Source organism: Okibacterium sp. HSC-33S16, assembly GCF_024171565.1.
Lineage (GTDB): Bacteria > Actinomycetota > Actinomycetes > Actinomycetales > Microbacteriaceae > Mycetocola_A.
This window is the reverse complement of sequence record NZ_JALJZZ010000001.1, coordinates 595,851-613,416: the sequence shown is the minus strand read 5'-3', so window position 1 is coordinate 613,416 and position 17,566 is coordinate 595,851. Positions and strand designations below refer to the sequence as shown.

The 17,566-nt window shown below is 63.5% G+C and carries 16 protein-coding genes and 1 tRNA gene; 2 read left to right on the top strand and 15 right to left on the bottom strand.

Annotated features, from left to right (window positions below; genetic code table 11):
- The first annotated feature begins 42 nt into the window (after positions 1–42).
- Positions 43–1,830 carry a glycoside hydrolase family 15 protein gene (locus tag L1277_RS02985; protein ID WP_253374851.1) on the top strand — a complete coding sequence of 596 codons (1,788 nt, stop codon included), beginning with the start codon at positions 43–45 and terminating at the stop codon, positions 1,828–1,830.
- 10 nt (positions 1,831–1,840) lie between these two features.
- On the opposite strand, the gene L1277_RS02980 is transcribed toward L1277_RS02985, so the two are convergent.
- The 7 genes from L1277_RS02980 to L1277_RS02950 form a co-directional block, all read right to left on the bottom strand.
- On the bottom strand, positions 1,841–2,878 hold the full coding sequence (locus L1277_RS02980; protein WP_253374850.1) for a DUF418 domain-containing protein: 1,038 nt from the start codon (positions 2,876–2,878) through the stop codon (positions 1,841–1,843).
- A gap of 13 nt (positions 2,879–2,891) precedes the next feature.
- Positions 2,892–4,580: an ABC transporter ATP-binding protein gene (locus L1277_RS02975; protein WP_253374849.1), complete on the bottom strand. Its 1,689-nt coding sequence runs from the start codon at positions 4,578–4,580 to the stop codon at positions 2,892–2,894.
- A complete protein-coding gene (locus L1277_RS02970) occupies positions 4,577–5,629 on the bottom strand; it encodes an ABC transporter permease (protein WP_253374848.1) in 1,053 nt (350 codons plus the stop codon). Before L1277_RS02970 ends, L1277_RS02975 begins: the two co-directional genes overlap by 4 nt.
- A 2-nt stretch (positions 5,630–5,631) precedes the next feature.
- Entirely contained in the window at positions 5,632–6,693 is a 1,062-nt protein-coding gene (locus L1277_RS02965) for an ABC transporter permease (protein ID WP_253374847.1), read from the bottom strand.
- Between the two features lie 140 nt (positions 6,694–6,833).
- The gene (locus L1277_RS02960; protein WP_253374846.1) at positions 6,834–8,462 is read right to left on the bottom strand and encodes an ABC transporter substrate-binding protein; all 1,629 of its coding nucleotides are present in this window, start codon (positions 8,460–8,462) and stop codon (positions 6,834–6,836) included.
- A gap of 289 nt (positions 8,463–8,751) precedes the next feature.
- Positions 8,752–8,824 (bottom strand) — tRNA-Glu (locus tag L1277_RS02955).
- A gap of 53 nt (positions 8,825–8,877) precedes the next feature.
- Positions 8,878–9,777: a diacylglycerol kinase family protein gene (locus L1277_RS02950; protein WP_253374845.1), complete on the bottom strand. Its 900-nt coding sequence runs from the start codon at positions 9,775–9,777 to the stop codon at positions 8,878–8,880.
- A 67-nt stretch (positions 9,778–9,844) separates the two neighbouring features.
- Here L1277_RS02950 and L1277_RS02945 point away from each other — a divergent pair, with 67 nt between their 5' ends.
- Positions 9,845–10,483 (top strand): MBL fold metallo-hydrolase, encoded by a 639-nt coding sequence (locus L1277_RS02945; RefSeq protein WP_253374844.1) that lies wholly within the window; start codon positions 9,845–9,847, stop codon positions 10,481–10,483.
- Here the strand turns inward: L1277_RS02945 and L1277_RS02940 are convergent.
- From L1277_RS02940 to L1277_RS02905, 8 genes are read right to left on the bottom strand one after another with little or no spacing between them, the layout of a single operon-like run.
- On the bottom strand, positions 10,480–12,234 hold the full coding sequence (locus L1277_RS02940; RefSeq protein WP_253374843.1) for a cell wall metabolism sensor histidine kinase WalK: 1,755 nt from the start codon (positions 12,232–12,234) through the stop codon (positions 10,480–10,482). The genes L1277_RS02945 and L1277_RS02940 overlap by 4 nt on opposite strands.
- Positions 12,231–12,626, bottom strand: coding sequence for a PleD family two-component system response regulator (locus L1277_RS02935; RefSeq protein WP_253374842.1), 396 nt, complete (start codon positions 12,624–12,626; stop codon positions 12,231–12,233). Before L1277_RS02935 ends, L1277_RS02940 begins: the two co-directional genes overlap by 4 nt.
- The gene (locus L1277_RS02930; protein WP_253374841.1) at positions 12,623–12,985 is read right to left on the bottom strand and encodes a response regulator; all 363 of its coding nucleotides are present in this window, start codon (positions 12,983–12,985) and stop codon (positions 12,623–12,625) included. The genes L1277_RS02935 and L1277_RS02930 overlap by 4 nt, the downstream gene beginning before the upstream one ends.
- Positions 12,982–13,152, bottom strand: a complete 171-nt coding sequence (locus L1277_RS02925; RefSeq protein ID WP_253374840.1) for a hypothetical protein — start codon at positions 13,150–13,152, stop codon at positions 12,982–12,984. Before L1277_RS02925 ends, L1277_RS02930 begins: the two co-directional genes overlap by 4 nt.
- Positions 13,149–14,648, bottom strand: coding sequence for a glycosyltransferase (locus tag L1277_RS02920; RefSeq protein ID WP_253374839.1), 1,500 nt, complete (start codon positions 14,646–14,648; stop codon positions 13,149–13,151). Before L1277_RS02920 ends, L1277_RS02925 begins: the two co-directional genes overlap by 4 nt.
- Positions 14,645–15,379: a PHP domain-containing protein gene (locus L1277_RS02915; protein ID WP_253374838.1), complete on the bottom strand. Its 735-nt coding sequence runs from the start codon at positions 15,377–15,379 to the stop codon at positions 14,645–14,647. Before L1277_RS02915 ends, L1277_RS02920 begins: the two co-directional genes overlap by 4 nt.
- Positions 15,376–16,377, bottom strand: a complete 1,002-nt coding sequence (locus L1277_RS02910; protein ID WP_253374837.1) for an ATP-grasp domain-containing protein — start codon at positions 16,375–16,377, stop codon at positions 15,376–15,378. The genes L1277_RS02915 and L1277_RS02910 overlap by 4 nt, the downstream gene beginning before the upstream one ends.
- Complete coding sequence (locus tag L1277_RS02905; protein WP_374110148.1) at positions 16,374–17,474, bottom strand: response regulator; 1,101 nt, start codon at positions 17,472–17,474, stop codon at positions 16,374–16,376. Before L1277_RS02905 ends, L1277_RS02910 begins: the two co-directional genes overlap by 4 nt.
- Positions 17,475–17,566: the final 92 nt, after the last annotated feature.

The following is a 17,566-nucleotide window of genomic DNA, read 5'->3' as shown; positions in this document are numbered from 1 at the left end:
AGAAAAGCTGCCCGCCCGCAGGTGAAATGCCACACTGAACGAGTGGCGTCACGCATTGAAGACTACGCACTGATCAGCGATTGCTATACCGCTGCCCTGGTCAGCATCGACGGCAGTATCGACTGGCTCTGCATGCCCCGGTATGACTCGCCGTCCATGTTCGGTGCGCTCCTCGGCACCGAAGATCACGGGCGCTGGCGGCTCGCGCCGTCGTCACCCTCCGCATCGGCGGTGCGCCGGTACGACGGCGACTCCTTCACCCTGGTGACCACCTGGACCACCGACACCGGAGTGGCCGAGGTGACCGACCTTATGCCGCGCACCGATCACCGCGCCGACGTCGTGCGCCGGGTGCGCGGGATTTCTGGAACGGTCGAATTCTCGCAGGAGCTGCGTATCCGGTTCGGCTACGCAACAGCGATGCCGTGGGTGCGGAAGGTCGTCGAAGACACGGGCGTCGCGCTCGTCGCTGTGGCCGGCCCCGACGGAATCGTGGTCCGCGGCCCCGAACTGTTCGCCAGTGACCACGAACACGCAAACTCCTTCGTCGTCAGCGACGGCGCTGTGGTCGACCTCACACTCACCTGGTACCCCTCGCACCGCGAACCACCCGGCCCCCTTGATGTCGACGAGCAACTGCGTCTCACGAGCGACTGGTGGGCTGAGTGGTCGGCCATTCTCGAGCAACACGGTTCATACGCCGAAGACGTCGCCCGTTCGCTGCTCACCCTGCGCGCAATGACCCATGAGGAGACCGGTGGCATCGTGGCCGCCGCGACCACATCGTTGCCCGAACAATTCGGCGGCAGCCGCAACTGGGATTACCGGTACGTCTGGTTGCGCGACGCATCACTCACCATCACCGCCCTCATTTCCTGCGGCATCACCGAGAGCGTCGACCGTTGGCGCCTCTGGTTGCTGCGGGCGATTGCCGGTGACCCGAAGGATGTGCAGATCATGTACGGTCTCGGGGGCGAGCGCGACCTCCCGGAGCGGAAACTGCCGCACCTGCCCGGCTACCGCGGCTCATCACCGGTGCGAGTGGGCAATGCGGCAGCCCTGCAGTTCCAGTCGGACGTCATCGGTGAGGTTATGGTCGCCCTCCATAACGCGCGCGTCGCTGGAGTGGCCGAAACCGCATACTCGTGGTCGCTCCAGCGGGCGCTGATCAGCTTCATGGAAACCCATTGGCAAGCCCCCGACCAGGGAATCTGGGAGATCCGGGGAGCGCCTCAGCGCTTCACCCACTCGCGGGTGATGATGTGGGCCGCTTTCGACCGTGCCATCAGGGCGGTGACCGAGTTCGGACTCGACGGGCCGGTTGACCGCTGGATCGAGCTGCGCGCCCTGATCCGAGAGGAAATCGAGACCGAAGGCTTCGATGCGGAGCGCAACAGCTACACCCAGTACTACGGCACCACCGAGGTCGATGCGTCCCTCCTTCAGCTCTCCGAAGTGGGCTATTGCCACCCGACGGACCCGCGCATGCTCGGAACGGTCGCCGCTATCGAGGCCGACCTTCTTCGCGATGGCGTGGTGCTGCGCTATCGAACAGAAGCCGGGGTGGATGGCCTGCCGGGGACGGAGCATCCGTTTCTCGCCTGTTCGTTCTGGTTGGTCACGCAGTATGCCGAAAGCGGACGGCTGGACGACGCTCGTCGGCTGATGAATCGACTGGTGAGCTTCACCAACGACGTCGGGTTGCTCTCGGAGGAATACGACGTGACGGCGGGACGCCAGGCCGGAAACACGCCGCAGGCGTTCTCTCACCTGGCACTCGTGCTTGCCGCCAAGGCGATCCGTCGGGCCGAGGCGCGCGAACAGTCGTAACGGCTCCTGCTCAGCCCGGGCGGGACCCCGTTGCCGCCGAGAGGGCTCGTTCGAGCGGGCCCTGACCAAGGAAACGGCGCCACAGCCAGGCGAACAGGAGGGTGCAGACGATGAGGGTCCAGAGGAGCGGCCAGCCCGGATAGTCGATTGCGCCGGATCCGTCGCGCACCCGAACGGCAATGGCGAGCACCAGGATCTGCACGGTGTAGACACTCAACGCCATCGAGCCGGCGGCAGCGACCGGCGAGAACACCAGCGTCGCTGCCCGACGCACTGCGGCGTTAGTGGACGAGGTCAGCAACAGCAAGACACCGAGTACGGCGAGAGCCACTCCACCTGAGCCAAAGATCTCTGCTGGTGTGCCGGAATGTGCTTCTGCGGTGATGGACGGTGAGACCCGGGCGCTGCCGTACCCGGCGAACGCGGAAACGCAGCCCACCGCAACGAGCGCCCACTGGGTCGAGGGGCGGGTGAGCCCGGACCGGGCTGCGATGAGCCCAGCAAGGAGGAACGGCAGCCAGACCAATGCCGGGTAGTAGCCGGTCAGAAAATACTCGCGGGCTATGTCGGCGAGCGACGTCGACTGTTCGACACGTGAACCCTCGACAGCGGCGGCGAGGGCCGGGGCTCCCCAGGCGAAGAGGGCCAGGAGCCCGACCAGGACGAACCGAGGCAGGAAGAGGGCGGGCAGCACGAGCACAAACATGATCGCGTAGTAATCGAGGATGATGGCGATCTCGCTGGCCATCGAGGCCAGGACCACGCCAAGGAGAAAGATGCCGAGGGCTCGAATAAGCACGGCCCGGTAGACGCGGGCGCGTGAGCCGCGCACTGTGGGCTGATCCTGGCCGGACACAATACCGAGCGACACCCCGGCGAGTGTCGCGAAGAGGATAGACGAGCGCCCGTCGGCGATCAGCTCGGTGTCGCCCGGATTGGGCAGAGTATGCGCGACGAACATGCCGAGGATCGCGATTCCCCGGGCGATGTCGACTCCGACGATTCGGGGCCCTGCTGTCCCGAATCGGTCGGAGCCGACGCCGCTCATGAGCTGCTCTGCCCTAGGCCGGTGGGTTCCCGGCGATGAGATCGGCGAGAAGGCGTCTCCGCTCGGCCTGCGCAATCGGGTCCGGCACCGGCAGTGAGGCAAGCAGCCGCTGTGTGTACGGATCCTTCGGCGCTCCGAGGACTTCGACCCCGGTTCCTTCTTCGATCAATTTGCCGTGGTAGAGAACAGCGATCCGGTCGGCCAGGATGTCAACGACAGCGAGGTCATGGCTGATGAACAGGGCCGCGAAACCGAGTTCGGCCTGGAGCTCGGCAAACAACTCGAGCACCCGCGCCTGGACGGATACGTCGAGGGCGCTCGTCGGCTCGTCTGCGACCAGCAGTTTTGGGTTCAGGGCAAGCGCCCGCGCCAGGCTCGCGCGCTGGCGCTGGCCGCCGCTGAGCTCGTGTGGGTAGCGATCGCCATAGGACCGTGGCAGCTGAACGGCCTCGAGCAGTTCGCCAACGCGCTGCGACACCGCGCGGGCGTCGAGGTCCTTACGGTGCACCTTGAGCGGCTCGGCGACGCACTCGGTGATGGTGAGCAGCGGGTTGAAGCTCGACGCCGGGTCCTGGAAGACGAATCCGATCGAGCTGCGCTTCGGGCGGAACGCCCGTTCCTTCATTCCGTTCATTTCGGAGTCGAGGACACGGAGAGAACCACCTGTGACCTTGGTCAGTCCCGCGATGGCCCGGCCGATCGTGGTCTTTCCTGAGCCTGACTCCCCCACGAGCCCGAGCACTTCACCCGGAGCGATCGAGAAGCTCACGCCATCAACGGCCTTGAACCCAGGCCGACCCATGCGGCCCGGGTACTCAATCTGGAGCTTTTCGGCACGGACCACCGGCTCGGCGTCGCGAGCGATGGGCGCCTTGCGCTCAGCCGCCTCGATTTTCTGGCCAATGCGGGGAACGGCAGCAAGGAGCTTTTTGGTGTAATCGTTTTGGGGATTCGCGAAGAGGCTGTAGACATCCGCTTCCTCAACGATTTCTCCCTGGTACATCACGACGACACGGTCAGCGAGGTCAGCGACCACACCCATGTTGTGGGTGATGAGGACGATGCTCGACCCAAACTCGTCGCGGCAGCGGCGAAGCAGGTCGAGAATTTCGGCCTGCACCGTGACGTCGAGCGCCGTTGTCGGCTCGTCGGCGACGATCAGACCGGGGTCGAGGACGAGAGCCATGGCGATGACAACGCGCTGCTTCTGGCCACCGGAGAACTGGTGCGGATAGTAGTCGACTCGCACCTCAGGCTCGGGAATGCCGACCCGGGTGAGAATGTCGATGGCGCGGGCGCGAGCCGCCTTGGCGCTGAGCTTCGGATCGTGGGCGCGGAGGCCCTCGGCGATCTGCCATCCCACCGTGTAGACCGGGTTGAGGGCGGTCGACGGCTCCTGGAATACCATCGAAACGTCGGCGCCACGGATCTGCCTGAGCCGGTCTTTCGAGACGGAGACGATGTCGTTTTCGCTCGACCCGTCTTTGCTGCGCAGGAGCACGGCACCGGATCGCGTTGCCGTTTCAGGTAGGAGCCCGAGGATTGTTTTGGCAGTCACGGTCTTGCCGCTGCCCGACTCCCCCACGATGGCAACGACTTCGCCGGGGCCGACGGTCAGGCTGACGCGGTCGACCGCTTTGACGGCACCCGCGTCGGTGGCGAAGGAGACATCGAGGTCTCGAATCTGCAGTACGTCGGTCATGATCGTCCTTCGTTCTCGAGACCGGCGAGGCCGCCGGGTCCTGCCGTGAGGCTACCGCCGGGGACGACCGACGTCTCGGCGACCGTTCCTGAGGAGGCGGCGACGGCACGGCGTCCGCGGAGACGCGGGTCGGCCAGGTCATTGAGGCTCTCGCCGACGAGCGTCATGCCGAGAACGGCAAGCACGAGCGCGAGGCCCACCGGAACCGAGGTCCACCAGATGCCGCTCGACACGTCGGACAGTGCCTTGTTGAGGTCGAAGCCCCACTCACTTGCGGAGGTCGGTTCGATACCGAAGCCCAAAAAGCCCAGGCCCGCGAGCGTGAGGATGGCCTCGGATGCGTTGAGGGTGAAGATCAACGGGAGTGTACGTGTCGCGTTGCGGAGGACGTGTCGGAACATGATGCGGACGTTCCCGGTTCCGACGACCTTTGCGCTCTCGACATAGGCCTCCGACTTGATGCGCACCGTCTCGGCGCGGATCACCCGGAAGTATTGCGGGATGAAGACCACGGTGATGGAGATCGCGGCCGCGAAGATTCCTCCCCACAGGCTGGATTGTCCTCCCGAGATGGCGATCGACATCACGATGGCCAGGAGCAGGGTGGGGAATGCGTAGATCGCGTCGCAGACGACAACGAGGATGCGGTCGAGCCACCCACCGAAGTAGCCGGAGACCAGTCCGAGCGCGACGCCGGCGAAGATCGACAGCAGAACGGCGACAACGACAACGCTCAGCGCGGTCTGGGCACCCCAGATGACGCGAGAGAGGACGTCGTATCCGCCGACCGTTGTTCCGAGCAGGTGCTCGGCGCTCGGCGGGCGCTGTGCTCCGAATCCGCCCGACTCGTCACGCAGCTGGCTGTAGCCGTACGGCGCGAGGATCGGTGCGAGGAGTGCAGTGAGCACGAACAGGGCGGTGAGCACGAGTCCGGTGACGAGCATGCCGCGCTGGATTCCCACGCTCTGCGAGAGCTGGTGGACGATGGGAAGGCGTCGCCAAAGGCTGCGCTTGGGCGTTGATGGTGATGTGGCTGTGGTGATGGCCATGCTTAGTACCTCACTCGTGGGTCGATCAGAGCGGCGATCACGTCGACGATGAAGTTGGTGAGGGCAACGATCACAGCGAGCAGCACAACGATGCCCTGGACGGCAACGAAGTCGCGCGCCTGCAGGTACTCCGCGAGCTGGAAGCCGAGCCCCTTCCATTCGAAGGTGGTCTCGGTCAGCACGGCGCCGCCGAGGAGGAGCGCGATCTGCAGGCCGATCACCGTGATGATGGGGATGAGCGCGGGCCGGTAGGCGTGCTTGGTGACGAGTCGGAACTCGCGGACTCCGCGCGAACGACCGGCGTCAACGTAGTCGGTCGACAGCGTACCGATGACGTTCGTCCGCACCAGGCGGAGGAAGATTCCTGCGGTGAGAAGTCCAAGCGTCAGGCCGGGAAGCACGGCGTGGGCCAGCACGTCGCCGAGGATGCCCGGGTCGCCGATCCGAAGCGCGTCCCAGAGATAGATGCCCGTCTTGCCTTCGAGCAGTTGCATCTCGAGTTCAGTGGTCGTGGTTCCACGGCCGGAAACCGGGAGCACCTTGAGCCAAACCGAAAAGATGAGCTTGAGGAGCATGCCCGCGAAGAATACGGGGGTCGCGTAGAACAGAATGGCGACGATGCGCAGGATGGCGTCCGGAGTTTTGTCACGGAAGTATGCGGCGACCATGCCGAGGGGAATACCGACCGCGAATGCGACGATGAGGGCGTAGAAGGCGAGCTCAAGAGTTGCGGCGCCATAGGTGAGGAGAACCTCGAGCACAGGGCGGTTATCGCTCAGCGTTGTGCCGAAGTCACCGGTGAGGATCTGTCCGAGGTACTCCATGTACTGGACGAAGATCGGCCGGTCGTAGCCAGCCGCAGCAACACGTTCGGCGAGTTCGACGGCAGTGAGCCGGTCGCCGAGGGCAGCGGTGATCGGGTCTCCGGTCGTACGCATGAGGATGAACACAAGCGTGACCAGGATGAAGACGGTCGGAATGATGAGCAGGAAGCGGATGACGAGATAGCGCCAGAAGCTTCCGCCCGAGCCCTTCCGGGGGCGGGGGGATGCCGGCTTCGACACGGGTGTGGGTGCCCCGTTCGTCGCCGGGATGGTGAGGGAACTCAGCGGTCAACCTGCCAATCACAAAGGTGTGCAGGGCGACCGGTGGTAACCGATCGCCCTGCAGGAACTACTGAAGGTGAACCTTCAGCGGGAATAACTTACTTGCTCAGCGGTGCGTAGCGGAACTTGAACGACGCGTCGAGGGTAACCCCGTCAACGCCAGCTCCGGCAACAGCGACCTGCGACCCCTGGAGGTACGGCACTGTCGACAGGTCCGCACCCACCTTGGCCTGGATCTCCTCGAAGATGCTCGCGCGCTCGTCGGCGTCAACGGTCGTCGCCTGCTTGAGGATCAGGTCGTTGACTTCCGGGTTGTCGTAGTGGTTCGCGAGGAAGTTCTCCTTGAGGAAGAACGGCGTCAGGTAGTTATCGCCGTCCGAGTAGTCGGGGAACCAGCCGAGCTGGTACGCCGGGTAGACGTCGCTCGAGCGGTCCTTCGAGTACTGGACCCATTCAGTGGTCTGCAGGTTGACCGTGAACAGGCCGGAGGCTTCGAGCTGCGACTTGATCAGTGCGTATTCGTCACCCGAGGACGGGCCGTAGTGGTCGTTCGAGTACTGCAAGTTCAGCACGACCGGGGTGGTGATTCCAGCCGCGCTCAGACGCTCAGCGGCCTTCTCCTCGGACGGAGCGCCGTCTCCGTCGCCATACAGGTCCTTGAGTACGGTGGTCGCTCCGGTCAGGCCCTCAGGCATGAACGAGTACAGCGGGGTGTATGTGCCCTTGTACACTTCCTCGGCGATCTCTTCGCGGTCGATCAGGTCAGCAACTGCCTGGCGCACGGCGAGAGCCTTGGCCGGGTCGGCCTCAGGTGTCGATGCACCGAACGGCTGGGTGTTGAAGTTGAAGGTGATGTAGCGGATCTCTCCACCGGGGCCCTGGTGCACCTTCACCTTGTCGTTGCCTTCGAGGTCGGCGATGTCCGTTGCGCTGAGGCTGCGGAACGCTACGTCGATGTCGCCCTCCTGCACGGCGAGCTTGAGGTTAGCCGACTCTGCGTAGTACTTGACGTTGACCGTCTCGGTCTCCGCCTTGCCGAGGAGCCCCTGGTAGTCCGGGTTGGCCTTGTACGAGATCAGGTTGTTGAAGTCGTAGCTCGCGATCGTGTACTGGCCGGCGAATGCCTCGCCGTCAACGATCTCCTTGTCAGAGGTGAGGGCGTCAGCAGCGAACACGTCCTCATCAACGATCGGGCCGGCCGGGCTGGAGAGGATCTGCGCAAAGACCTGGTCGTTCTCCTGCTTGAGCTTGAACACGACTGTGGTCTCGTCCGGGGTCTCGACGCTGTCGAGGTTGTAGAGCAGCGACGACGGACCGTTGTCGTCGGCGATGGCGAGCTGGCGGTCAAACGAGAATTTCACGTCACTCGAGGTGAGCTCGTTGCCATTGGCCCACTTGAGCCCGTCCTTGAGCGTGACCGTGTACTCGGTCGGCGCCGTGAACTCTGCGGTCTCCGCAATGTCGGGCTCGACGTCGGGGCTGCCGTACGGGGTGTTCATGAGGAACGGGAACACCTGGTTCATGACGGCGAACGAACCGTTGTCGTACGAACCGGCCGGGTCGAGCGTTGTGACCTTGTCCGTGGTTCCCACGGTGATCGATTTCGCTGATCCGCCCGAGGAGTTGCTTCCTGAGGTGCCTGCGCAGCCAGAGATCGCGAGGGCCGTCACAGCGAATGCTGCGGTGGCTGTAGCGATTCGCTTGCCGTTGGTGGATGCGGATGCCATATCCGTCTCCCCTTCTGTGAATGTATGGACACCAAGGCGCGCGAATGGGGGTCTGCGACGCCGCAGTGTTTTGGTGTGCTCCTTTACTAGCACAACCGGATGCAGGAGGTGAGGCAGGCTCGGCGTTATGGCCGGTGTCTTTACATGTTCGCAACATTAGAGATGAAGAAACTGCGACGGATGCCCCATGGCGGCAGAAAAGCAGCACGCGATGCAGGAACTGCCGATTGAGAGATTAAACACAAAAACCCCCGCAACAGAAACCTGTTACGAGGGTTTTTATGAGTTGTGACCCCAACGGGATTTGAACCCGTGCTGCCGCCGTGAGAGGGCGGTGTCCTAGGCCGCTAAACGATGGGGCCGGAAACAACGTGTATGAGTATGACACAGGAATTCGGCGCGAACAAATCGAGCGCTAGGCCAGCACCCACAGCGCCCGCTGGAGCACGCTGACCTCGACCGGAAGCGAACCGATACGCTCACCGTCAGCGTAGGCAATGAGGACGTCCGCGTCTAGAGTCACGCTCGACACCGTGCGAAATGAGACCACGTCGAGGTCGGTGTGCGTTCCCGAGAAGACGCGGGGGAAGAGCCGCAGAAATCGCCAGCGCGACAGCGGCGCGACAACAAACAAGTCAAGCAGCCCGTCCTCCATGCTGGCGTGCGGGACGGCACGCATGCCGCCACCAAGCGAACCGTTGTTGGCAACGGCGATGAGAACGGCGCGCCGCTCGGAGGTGACTCCATCGACGGTGATCTCGTACCGACGCGGTTTCAGCACGGCGAGTTCGCGTATCAGGGCGAGGGTGTAGCGGCTCCTCCCCCGCGGCCGGGCCCAGGTATTCGCGCGTTCGTTGACGATCGCGTCGAAGCCCGCGGAGAGGATGCCGACGAATCGGGTGGTGTGAAGTCCATGGCGCACCACTCCGACATCGATAGCGCGGGGACCGTGTTGGAGAGCCGTCCAGAGAAGCTGCACCGCAGCATCCGTGTCCCCGATGGGAATTCCGAGACCGCGTGCCGCATCGTTTCCGGTGCCGCTGGGAATGATGCCGAGCGGAATCGTCGTCTCGGCGAGTGCATTGGCGGCGAGGCTCACCATGCCGTCACCTCCGACCACGACGAGGGCGTCGATGCCCTGACCGACCCTTACCTTCACGCTCTGCCGGAGAAGCTCAATGTTGGGCTCCTGGAGCGGGAGCACCGTTGCGCCTCGCGCTTCGAGGGCGGCGATGACAGCCGGTCCGACGGAACGGGTCTTGCCGAACGAGGCCTCGGGGTTGATGGCGACCGCGATGCGGCGAAGGGTGGTCACGATGTGAGTATGCCAGCAGTCGCCGCGTCGCCTTGCTCAGGACGGCTCGACCGAGTTAGCTCGGGGTATGAAGTTGACGAAACTCGAACACGCCGCCCTTGTCCTCGAGGACTCGGGCAGGAAACTGTTTGTCGACCCGGGCTCGTTCACAACGGCCATCACCGACGGTGCGCAAGCGGACGCCATCGTTGTGACCCACGAGCACCCCGACCACTGGACGCCCGAGCAACTCGAGCGGATTCGGTCAAAGAGCCCCGACGTGCGGATTTTCGGCCCGCAGGGCTTTGCGACAGCTGCCGCCGGCTTTGACGTCGAAGTGGTTGCCGCTGGTGACACGATCGAGGTGGGTCCGTTTCGGCTCGAATTCTTCGGGTCGAAGCACAATGTGATTCACTCGTCGATTCCGGTCGTCGACAACGTCGGGGTGCTCATCAACGGCAGCGTCTACTACGGCGGCGACTCGTATACCGTGCCGGAGGGCGTCGAGGTTGACGTGATGGCTGTTCCTGCCGGGGCTCCGTGGCTCAAGATCGGCGACGTGATGGACTACGTGCTGACGGTCAAGCCGCGGCGCAGCTTCCCGACCCACGAGATGGTGCTGGCCAAGGCCGGCAAGGAGATGGCCAACACCCGCATCACGTGGGCGACGAAGCAGAACGGCGGCACCTTCTTTCCGCTCGCACCCGGCGACACGCTCGATATCTAGGAGAGGACGCGCGCGTCGACCGGCAGCCGGAGGGTGAACACCGTTCCTTCGCCTTCCACGCTCGACACATCGAGCTCACCGTGGTGGGCCTGGACAATGGCCTTGGTGATGACGAGACCGAGGCCGACGCCCGGAACCGCGTTTGCGGTGGCCGTCGTGGCGCGGAAGAACCGGGTGAAGAGCTGGTCAAGCTCAGCGGCGGGGATTCCCATGCCGGTGTCTCGCACCGTGATCTCGAGCGGACCGTCGCCGTCGGGTTCGACCAGCCCGACCGAGACGCTGCCACCTCGCGGCGTGAATTTGATGGCGTTGGACACGAGATTGTCGATGGCCTGGCCGAGGCGTCCACGATCAGCCTCAATGACGAGGTCGCTGGGGACGCCTGTCGACTCCAGTGTGATGCCGGCCGCGTCCGCGACCGGTCGCGCCGAGGCGACGGCGCCGGTAATCACGTCGCCGACGGCCACCTCCCCCACGGCGAGCGGGAATCCACCGGAGTCTGCCTGTGCCGTGAAGAGTAGGTCTCCCACAAGCCCGAGCAACCGATGGGCGTTACGCTCGGCGACTCCCAGGTACAGTTGTTGCTCGTCCGAGAGCGGCGCATCCTCATCGTCCTTCATGAGTTCGAGGTAGCCGAGGATTGAGCTGAGCGGTGTGCGAAGTTCGTGCGAGACCAGGCCGACAAATTCGTCCTTGAGGCGGGAGACCTCCACCGCCTGGGTGATGTCCGTCGCGACGAAGATGTATCCGGTGGTCGCGCCTCGATCGTCCACCCGTCGCGTGACAGCCACTTCGGCCGGGAACTCGCTGCCGTCAGCGCGTCGGTAGGTCCACTCGTGCATCTCGGCCACCCCGAGGCGAGCTGACTCGACAAGCGCGGAGAATCCGGGGTTGAGCACGGTTGCTCCGGTCGGGTAGTTGAGCTCTCGTGAACGATTCTCGAGTTCGTCGTCGAGATGGAAGTCGAGGATGGACGCGCGCCCCAGCGTCTCTTCGGCTGTTCGACCCAACATGGACGCGGCGCCCGGGTTCCACACGTTGACAAGACCGGTGAGATCGGTTCCGATGATCGACTGCACCGTCACCGCGTCGAGGACGCTCGATGTGAATGAGTTCGCCCGGCGCAGCTCAGCTTCGGATTCGCGAAGCTGGCTTGCTTGAGCCAGGGATTCAGCCAGAGTCCCTTCGCGTTGCTCGGCGAGTGCGCGGATGGCTCGTAACTGTGAGCGGTTCTGCCTCGACATCTCATTGATGACCGCTGCAACCATCGTGTATACGAGCGGTGCGACGACGCCCCTCAGCCACTCAGTCGCATCGCGTGGTTCCTCTCCGAGAACGGCAAACGGAAGCATGATGGCCGCAGCGGTACCCAATCCGGCAACGGCAATCCATCGTCGACCGTCTTCCGACGCTATCCAGACGATCGGAAGAATCATGAGCGACGCAAAGAGCGAGGTGGCACCGCCCGTTCCCAGGCGAAGCAATGCGACCGCGAGCAGCCCTGCCAGCGGCACGGCAAGAACCCAGCGGGTTGTTGCCTCGTTGCGGGAGAACCACGCGGCGAGGGCAACCGACCCGGCACCAACCACGGCAGAACACACGACGGCGATTGGCTGAGGCATGGGGAGCCCGAACCACACCGTAATGAGCATCGCGACCGCCAATGCAATCACGGTGGGGAAATGCTTGAGCAACGGACTCGGTCGGTCGGAGCGGATGACCCACTTCGCCGCTCTGTACAGCAGGCTCACTCGCTTCCCCGTCCGCTAGACAGGACGATAAGTTTTTCAATCAACGCCTTCGGGCTGAACGGCTTCGGCATGAAATCGTCTGCTCCGGATTGCTTGCCAGCTTCGCGCGAAGCGCCGCTCACGCCGGCCGACAGCAACAGGATGGGAATGTGAGCGAGAGTGGGATCATTGCGGACACGACGACACACATCGAGGCCGCTCATCCCCGGCATCGAAACGTCCAGCACAATCAGATCCGGCGTGTGGTCGAGGATTGCCTGCCACGCCTGGTCTCCGTCTGTGGCCACCGCAGCGAGCATCATGCCCGCCTTGCGCACCGCAATCTCCACAAGCATCCGCATATCAGCATCGTCATCTGCAATTACTACGCGGCGCTGCGGACCTTCGGTCATTGATGTTGCCTTTCCGGGAGACACGACTCGAGGACCGCGTCAACTTGCGCACGTGTGAACGGTTTTGGTAGCACTCCATCGGACGTTGGAAAGTCGGCCGGGTCGAGGACACTGGTCACGACGATGGCACAATCGGGTCGCTCCGATTTGAGTTGATCGATGAAGGTGGGGCCGTCCATGCCGGGAAGGATTAGGTCGACAACCGCGAGATCGGGGGTGTGTTTGCGGTACTCCGCTGTTGCCGCCTCGGCGCTCTCTGCGAGGACGACCGTGCATCCAGCGCGCTCGAAGTTGCGCCGGAGAAGGTCGCGCTGATCGGGGTTGTCCTCGACGATAAGGACTCGGGTGGGATCACTCATACGAAAAAGATCTCCCTCACAATGACGAGCACGGCAACAAACGCAAAGGCGATGAGTGCTTGTGGAATCAGCGCGCGTTCGGAAAGCCTGTTCTCGTCGATCTCCTGCTGGAGGAAGGCGTCCCCGGGATTGCGCGGGTCGGTGGGTGTCAGATCTGGAGCGCTCACGCGGTCACCCGTCCCGTCTTTTCTGTCTTGTCCCACTTGGCCTCAGCATGTCGCAGTTCTTTGATGTACGAGTCGAAGGTGATCGCGCACAAGAGAGAACCATATCCGACCAGATAGATCAGAACGGGAGTGAGCACCCGGCCGATTGCCGTGTTCTCAATCTTTCGCGCTATCCAGGCGCCGAACATCGACACAGAGATCCAGATGTAGATCGACAGGGTCACCCAAAAGAGCCCATCCGATGTAAACCTCAGATGAAACAGGCTCGGCACCCAGTCCAGCAGGACTCCTGGGAAGAACGCCGTCAGCATGACGAGCATCGAGATGATGCCCGGGAAGGTCAGCACTTCGCGCCACGTGATCCGCGTCAGTTCAGAATCGAGCTGCACCCCCAGAGCCAGGGTGAAGGCGAAGGTGCAGGCGGCCGAGATCCACAGCGCGCGGAAGACCGTTGACGCCAGATCGCTTTCGAGCAGCAGAAGTCCGACGAGCCCGATGGACGACAGCACCATCGCGATGGGAAGCAACCACAAGCTGAACCAGACCAGGCCGAACGAGATTGTGCCGAGCTTGTGGACACGCGACGGGCGGAACCAGATGCGTCGATACCTCGACGTCACGGTGACGTTACCTCGAGCCCAGCGCAGCCGTTGCTTCCAGAGCGCGTCGATGGAACCGGGTTCCTCGGCGAGCACAACGGCAAGCGGTTCGAAAACCACCTTCCGCCCGCGGAGTTGCGTTTCGAACGTCGTGATTGTGTCCTCGGCCAGCGAGGAGGTATCGATCTGTCCGCCGATCGCGATCAGATTCTCCCGCGAGTGAAGCTGTGCCCCTCCGGCCAGGCAAGCCTGAGCCCCCAGAACGTTCTGGGCGCGTCGCGCGGCTGGCTGCGAGAGCACATACTCGAGCGCAATAAACCGGGTGAGGTAGTTCTTGTCTTTGCTGCCTTCGCGGATGTAGGCGGAGACCGCTCCAACATCAGGATCTGCGAGGTGCCTGGTCATCCGTCGAAGGGAGTTCGGTGTGTAGATGACGTCGGCATCCATGACGAGGAGGGCTTCCATCCAGTCATCCTCGAGGATCAGTCGGATGCCGTGGTTCAGCGTGTGGGCCTTGCCCTGACCACCCTGTTCACGTCGCAGGTGGAAGACGTTGCCCGGGTACTGCTGTTCTTTCGCCTGGATAACGTCAGGGGTGTCGTCGGTACTGGCATCGTCGACGACGTACAGCCGCAGCGATTCGAGGGGGTAGTCGAGCGCCATAAGCCGGTCGATGGACGCACCGATCACCGCACCTTCGTTCCACGCCGGAATGACGATAGCAACGCGAGGGGTGTATGGCTTGGCCTTCGCGTAGTGATTGCGGAAAGCGTGGAGCGGAATGGCGAGAAACGAGTACGCCGCCGAGATCACCGGGATGGCGCCGGTGAAGACAAATACGAGGAAGACGACGGTCAGGGTTCCCGCCGTGATCGCTCCGATATCAATTCCCGTCATTCGACACCCGCCTCAGCGAGGAGGTGGTTCACACGCGCATACCGTCCGATGTCTCCGGCCGCATGGCTGTCCGTGGACGCAACGAGCGTGACGCCAGCGTCCACAGCCGCCCGCAGGGCGCGCGGTCCGGGGCATGCCCATTTTTCGTTGACTTCGAGGAGGGTTCCCGTTCGAGCCGCTGCCCTCGCCCACGTCCGAAGCTGGTCGTCCGTGAAGTCGCCTTCCGACAAGCCGATCTTGGGAAGGATGGAGAAACAGTGTGCCAACTGAGCTGACGGCACTGACTCCATGGCGCCGACCAGAGCACCGATCAGGAGGTCGAGTGCGTATCCGACGTCGAGGCCTTGATCGAGGCGTTCGCGCGCTTCTCGCGGCGACCAGGGTCCGTCCGTTCCAGGAAACTGGTGGTCGGCGATGAGGACGGTATCAATTCCACCGTCACCGAAGCTCAATCCCGGTGGGATGTCGAGCGATCCCGAGGCGTTAAGAATCTTCGCCTCGACGCCCGTCAGCACCGTCAGCCCATCGGGCACGTCGAGCTCTGCGACCGCCCGAAGGAAATCCGGAACCCAGGTGGTCGACTGGCGAACGTGGTCGACCAGCCGGAGACGCGCGACCCCGTGTTCTACCGCCGCCGCGACATTCTCGGCAAGGGTGCTTGTCGCGTCGTCGGAGAAGGTGGAGTGGACATGGTGATCCCCGGCCAGGATCGACGCGGCGTTCTGACTCATTCTTCGAGACCTTCGTCGTGTGCTGCGTTCTCGGAGTACAGGATCTCGCTCGTCGGTACGAAGACATCCTCGAGGAACCGCACGTTGGCGATCTCCGCAAAGTCGATGCTGCTCGGCAGTTCTGCCCCGAGCGCCAGGTCGAGGGCGAGCGAGGGCATGTCCACGCCGGCGGCGATCGTCAGGGGCATGGCGCCTGGAAACCGCGGGTTCACCTCAAGCAGCGCCGCGACCCCGTGCCGGTCGTACCGCAGCTGAACGTTCGCGACACCGACCAGGCCGATGGCGCCGGCCACCGCGGCGGCAGTCTGTTCGAGTTCATCGTTTTTGACGGTGTGCCCCGCAATCGAGACACCGGAATCAACCCGGGTACGGGTGCGCGGAACCGATGCGATCACGTGACCATCTGCATCCGCAAAAACGTCGACAGAGAACTCGTCGCCCGGCAGGAGTTCCTGAATGATCAGTGCCTCGTCGACGCCGAGCGAGTTCAATGCGTCACGGCTCTCGACCATACGCACTCCTCGCGATCCGGCACCGCGGCGGGGCTTCACGATCACCGGGAAGTCCCAGTCGGCCGCAGCGCCGTCGGCGTTGAGCAGGCGCGTCTCCGGAACCCGTACAACCGGCGTGCAGCGCTCGGCCAGCAGGAACTTATCGAGGGTCACGTCGAGTGTTGCGAGAGTCGGGGCGGTCAGAACTGCGCCGGTCTCGGCCTGGAGTTCATCACGGCGCGAAGCCAGCGCTGGCAGCTCCGCGTCGACCGTTGAGAACACCACGTCAATGTGGTCGTTTGTGCAAAGTTCGATAATCGCGTCCACAAAGTCAGGAGCCAGCCCGCGCGGAACAATTCTGCGGTGATCGGCTGGCACCAGATAGAGTCCGCTTGCCCAACCGTCCATGTCGGCCGAGAACAGCTCGACGTCTCCGCGGTTCAGCAGGGATCGCACGACGGCAACTCCGGCCGGTCCCCCTGTTCCTGTGACTAAAACTCGGGTCATCGTGAGGCTCCCTGCTCGTAAATTCGGTTCTTCTCGGCGCGCACGGCGCTCTCGATGTCGGCGTGCGATGCCACAACGTCGGATGCTTCCCGCACGATTTCGAGCGGTTCGCAGTTCTTTCCGGTGCCGTACCTGCTCCAATAGCGAGCGGTGGCCAGCACAAAGTCCGGTTCAAGGTAGTCGCGAATGCCCGCCTGCGAGGCGAAGCAGTTCAGCAGCTCGAGCTTCCTTTCGGTGAACCCGTCAATCGACACGAACCGGTTCGGCCGGAAATCAACCGTGGCAGACGGGCTCTGGAAGCACGCGACAGTCTTCACACGGCGCGTTGCCACCAGCGCAGCGCTGTGCACGGCCCGGTGGTCCTGGTGCCGGTCGTGGTCGCTGTGCGTGTACACGGTCGTCGGGTTGACCTCGGCCACCACCCGCTCGATGATTCCCACTGTCGGGTCAGCGTTGCTAATCGCGGTGTCGGGCAGGTCCTCGAGAAACAGTCGCGCTCCGAGCATCTCCGCCGACGCGAGCGACTCGTGCTGGCGGCCATCTGCCTCTCCGCCACGTGATCCGCGCGAGAGCGTCAGAATCGCCACCGTATCCCCCGCAGCACGGTGCGCGGCCAGCAGGCCGCCAACACCGATTTCCACGTCATCGGGGTGCGCTCCGATGGCCAGAACAATATTTCGATGAACGGATGCCTGTGCGCGGCGAAATTCTTCGGCCAGACGCGTGGCCACACCGACGAGCTCTTTCGATGCGATTGGTTTCGTGAGGAACTCGTCGGCGGCGTTACGCAGCGCAGAAACCGCGTAGTTCACCGACACGTGTGCGGTCATCACGACAACCGGTGTTCCGGGTTGCGCATCACGGACCTGGGCAATGAGGTCCAGTCCGCTGAGCCCGGGCATTTCGATGTCGGTGATGACGACGTCGGGGTGAAATTGCCGGGTCGCCTCAGCGGCGAGAAGCGGGTCAGATAACGCGCGAACGTCGAACCCCCGGCGCGTCAGAAGCGTCTGCACATAGAACAGCACATCGGGATCGTCTTCGACCACGATGGCACGGAACGATTGAGTTATCACTGGTCTCCCCTCAAAGGCCATGCGACCACTCTAGGGGTCAGGTGGCATCGTCAACTCCGTTACACCAATTGGGCGCGGCACACCACCGGTCGACTCTCATTGCCGCTTATTCC

Excerpts from the sequence above, each read along its gene's own strand:
- L1277_RS02905 (WP_374110148.1), bottom strand. The coding sequence starts at position 17,474 with ATGGCCTTTGAGGGGAGACCAGTGATAACTCAATCGTTCCGTGCCATC.
- L1277_RS02915 (WP_253374838.1), bottom strand. The coding sequence starts at position 15,379 with ATGAGTCAGAACGCCGCGTCGATCCTGGCCGGGGATCACCATGTCCAC.
- L1277_RS02910 (WP_253374837.1), bottom strand. The coding sequence starts at position 16,377 with ATGACCCGAGTTTTAGTCACAGGAACAGGGGGACCGGCCGGAGTTGCC.
- L1277_RS02975 (WP_253374849.1), bottom strand. The coding sequence starts at position 4,580 with ATGACCGACGTACTGCAGATTCGAGACCTCGATGTCTCCTTCGCCACC.
- L1277_RS02970 (WP_253374848.1), bottom strand. The coding sequence starts at position 5,629 with ATGGCCATCACCACAGCCACATCACCATCAACGCCCAAGCGCAGCCTT.
- L1277_RS02980 (WP_253374850.1), bottom strand. The coding sequence starts at position 2,878 with ATGAGCGGCGTCGGCTCCGACCGATTCGGGACAGCAGGGCCCCGAATC.
- L1277_RS02920 (WP_253374839.1), bottom strand. The coding sequence starts at position 14,648 with ATGACGGGAATTGATATCGGAGCGATCACGGCGGGAACCCTGACCGTC.
- L1277_RS02935 (WP_253374842.1), bottom strand. The coding sequence starts at position 12,626 with ATGACCGAAGGTCCGCAGCGCCGCGTAGTAATTGCAGATGACGATGCT.
- L1277_RS02930 (WP_253374841.1), bottom strand. The coding sequence starts at position 12,985 with ATGAGTGATCCCACCCGAGTCCTTATCGTCGAGGACAACCCCGATCAG.
- L1277_RS02945 (WP_253374844.1), top strand. The coding sequence starts at position 9,845 with ATGAAGTTGACGAAACTCGAACACGCCGCCCTTGTCCTCGAGGACTCG.
- L1277_RS02960 (WP_253374846.1), bottom strand. The coding sequence starts at position 8,462 with ATGGCATCCGCATCCACCAACGGCAAGCGAATCGCTACAGCCACCGCA.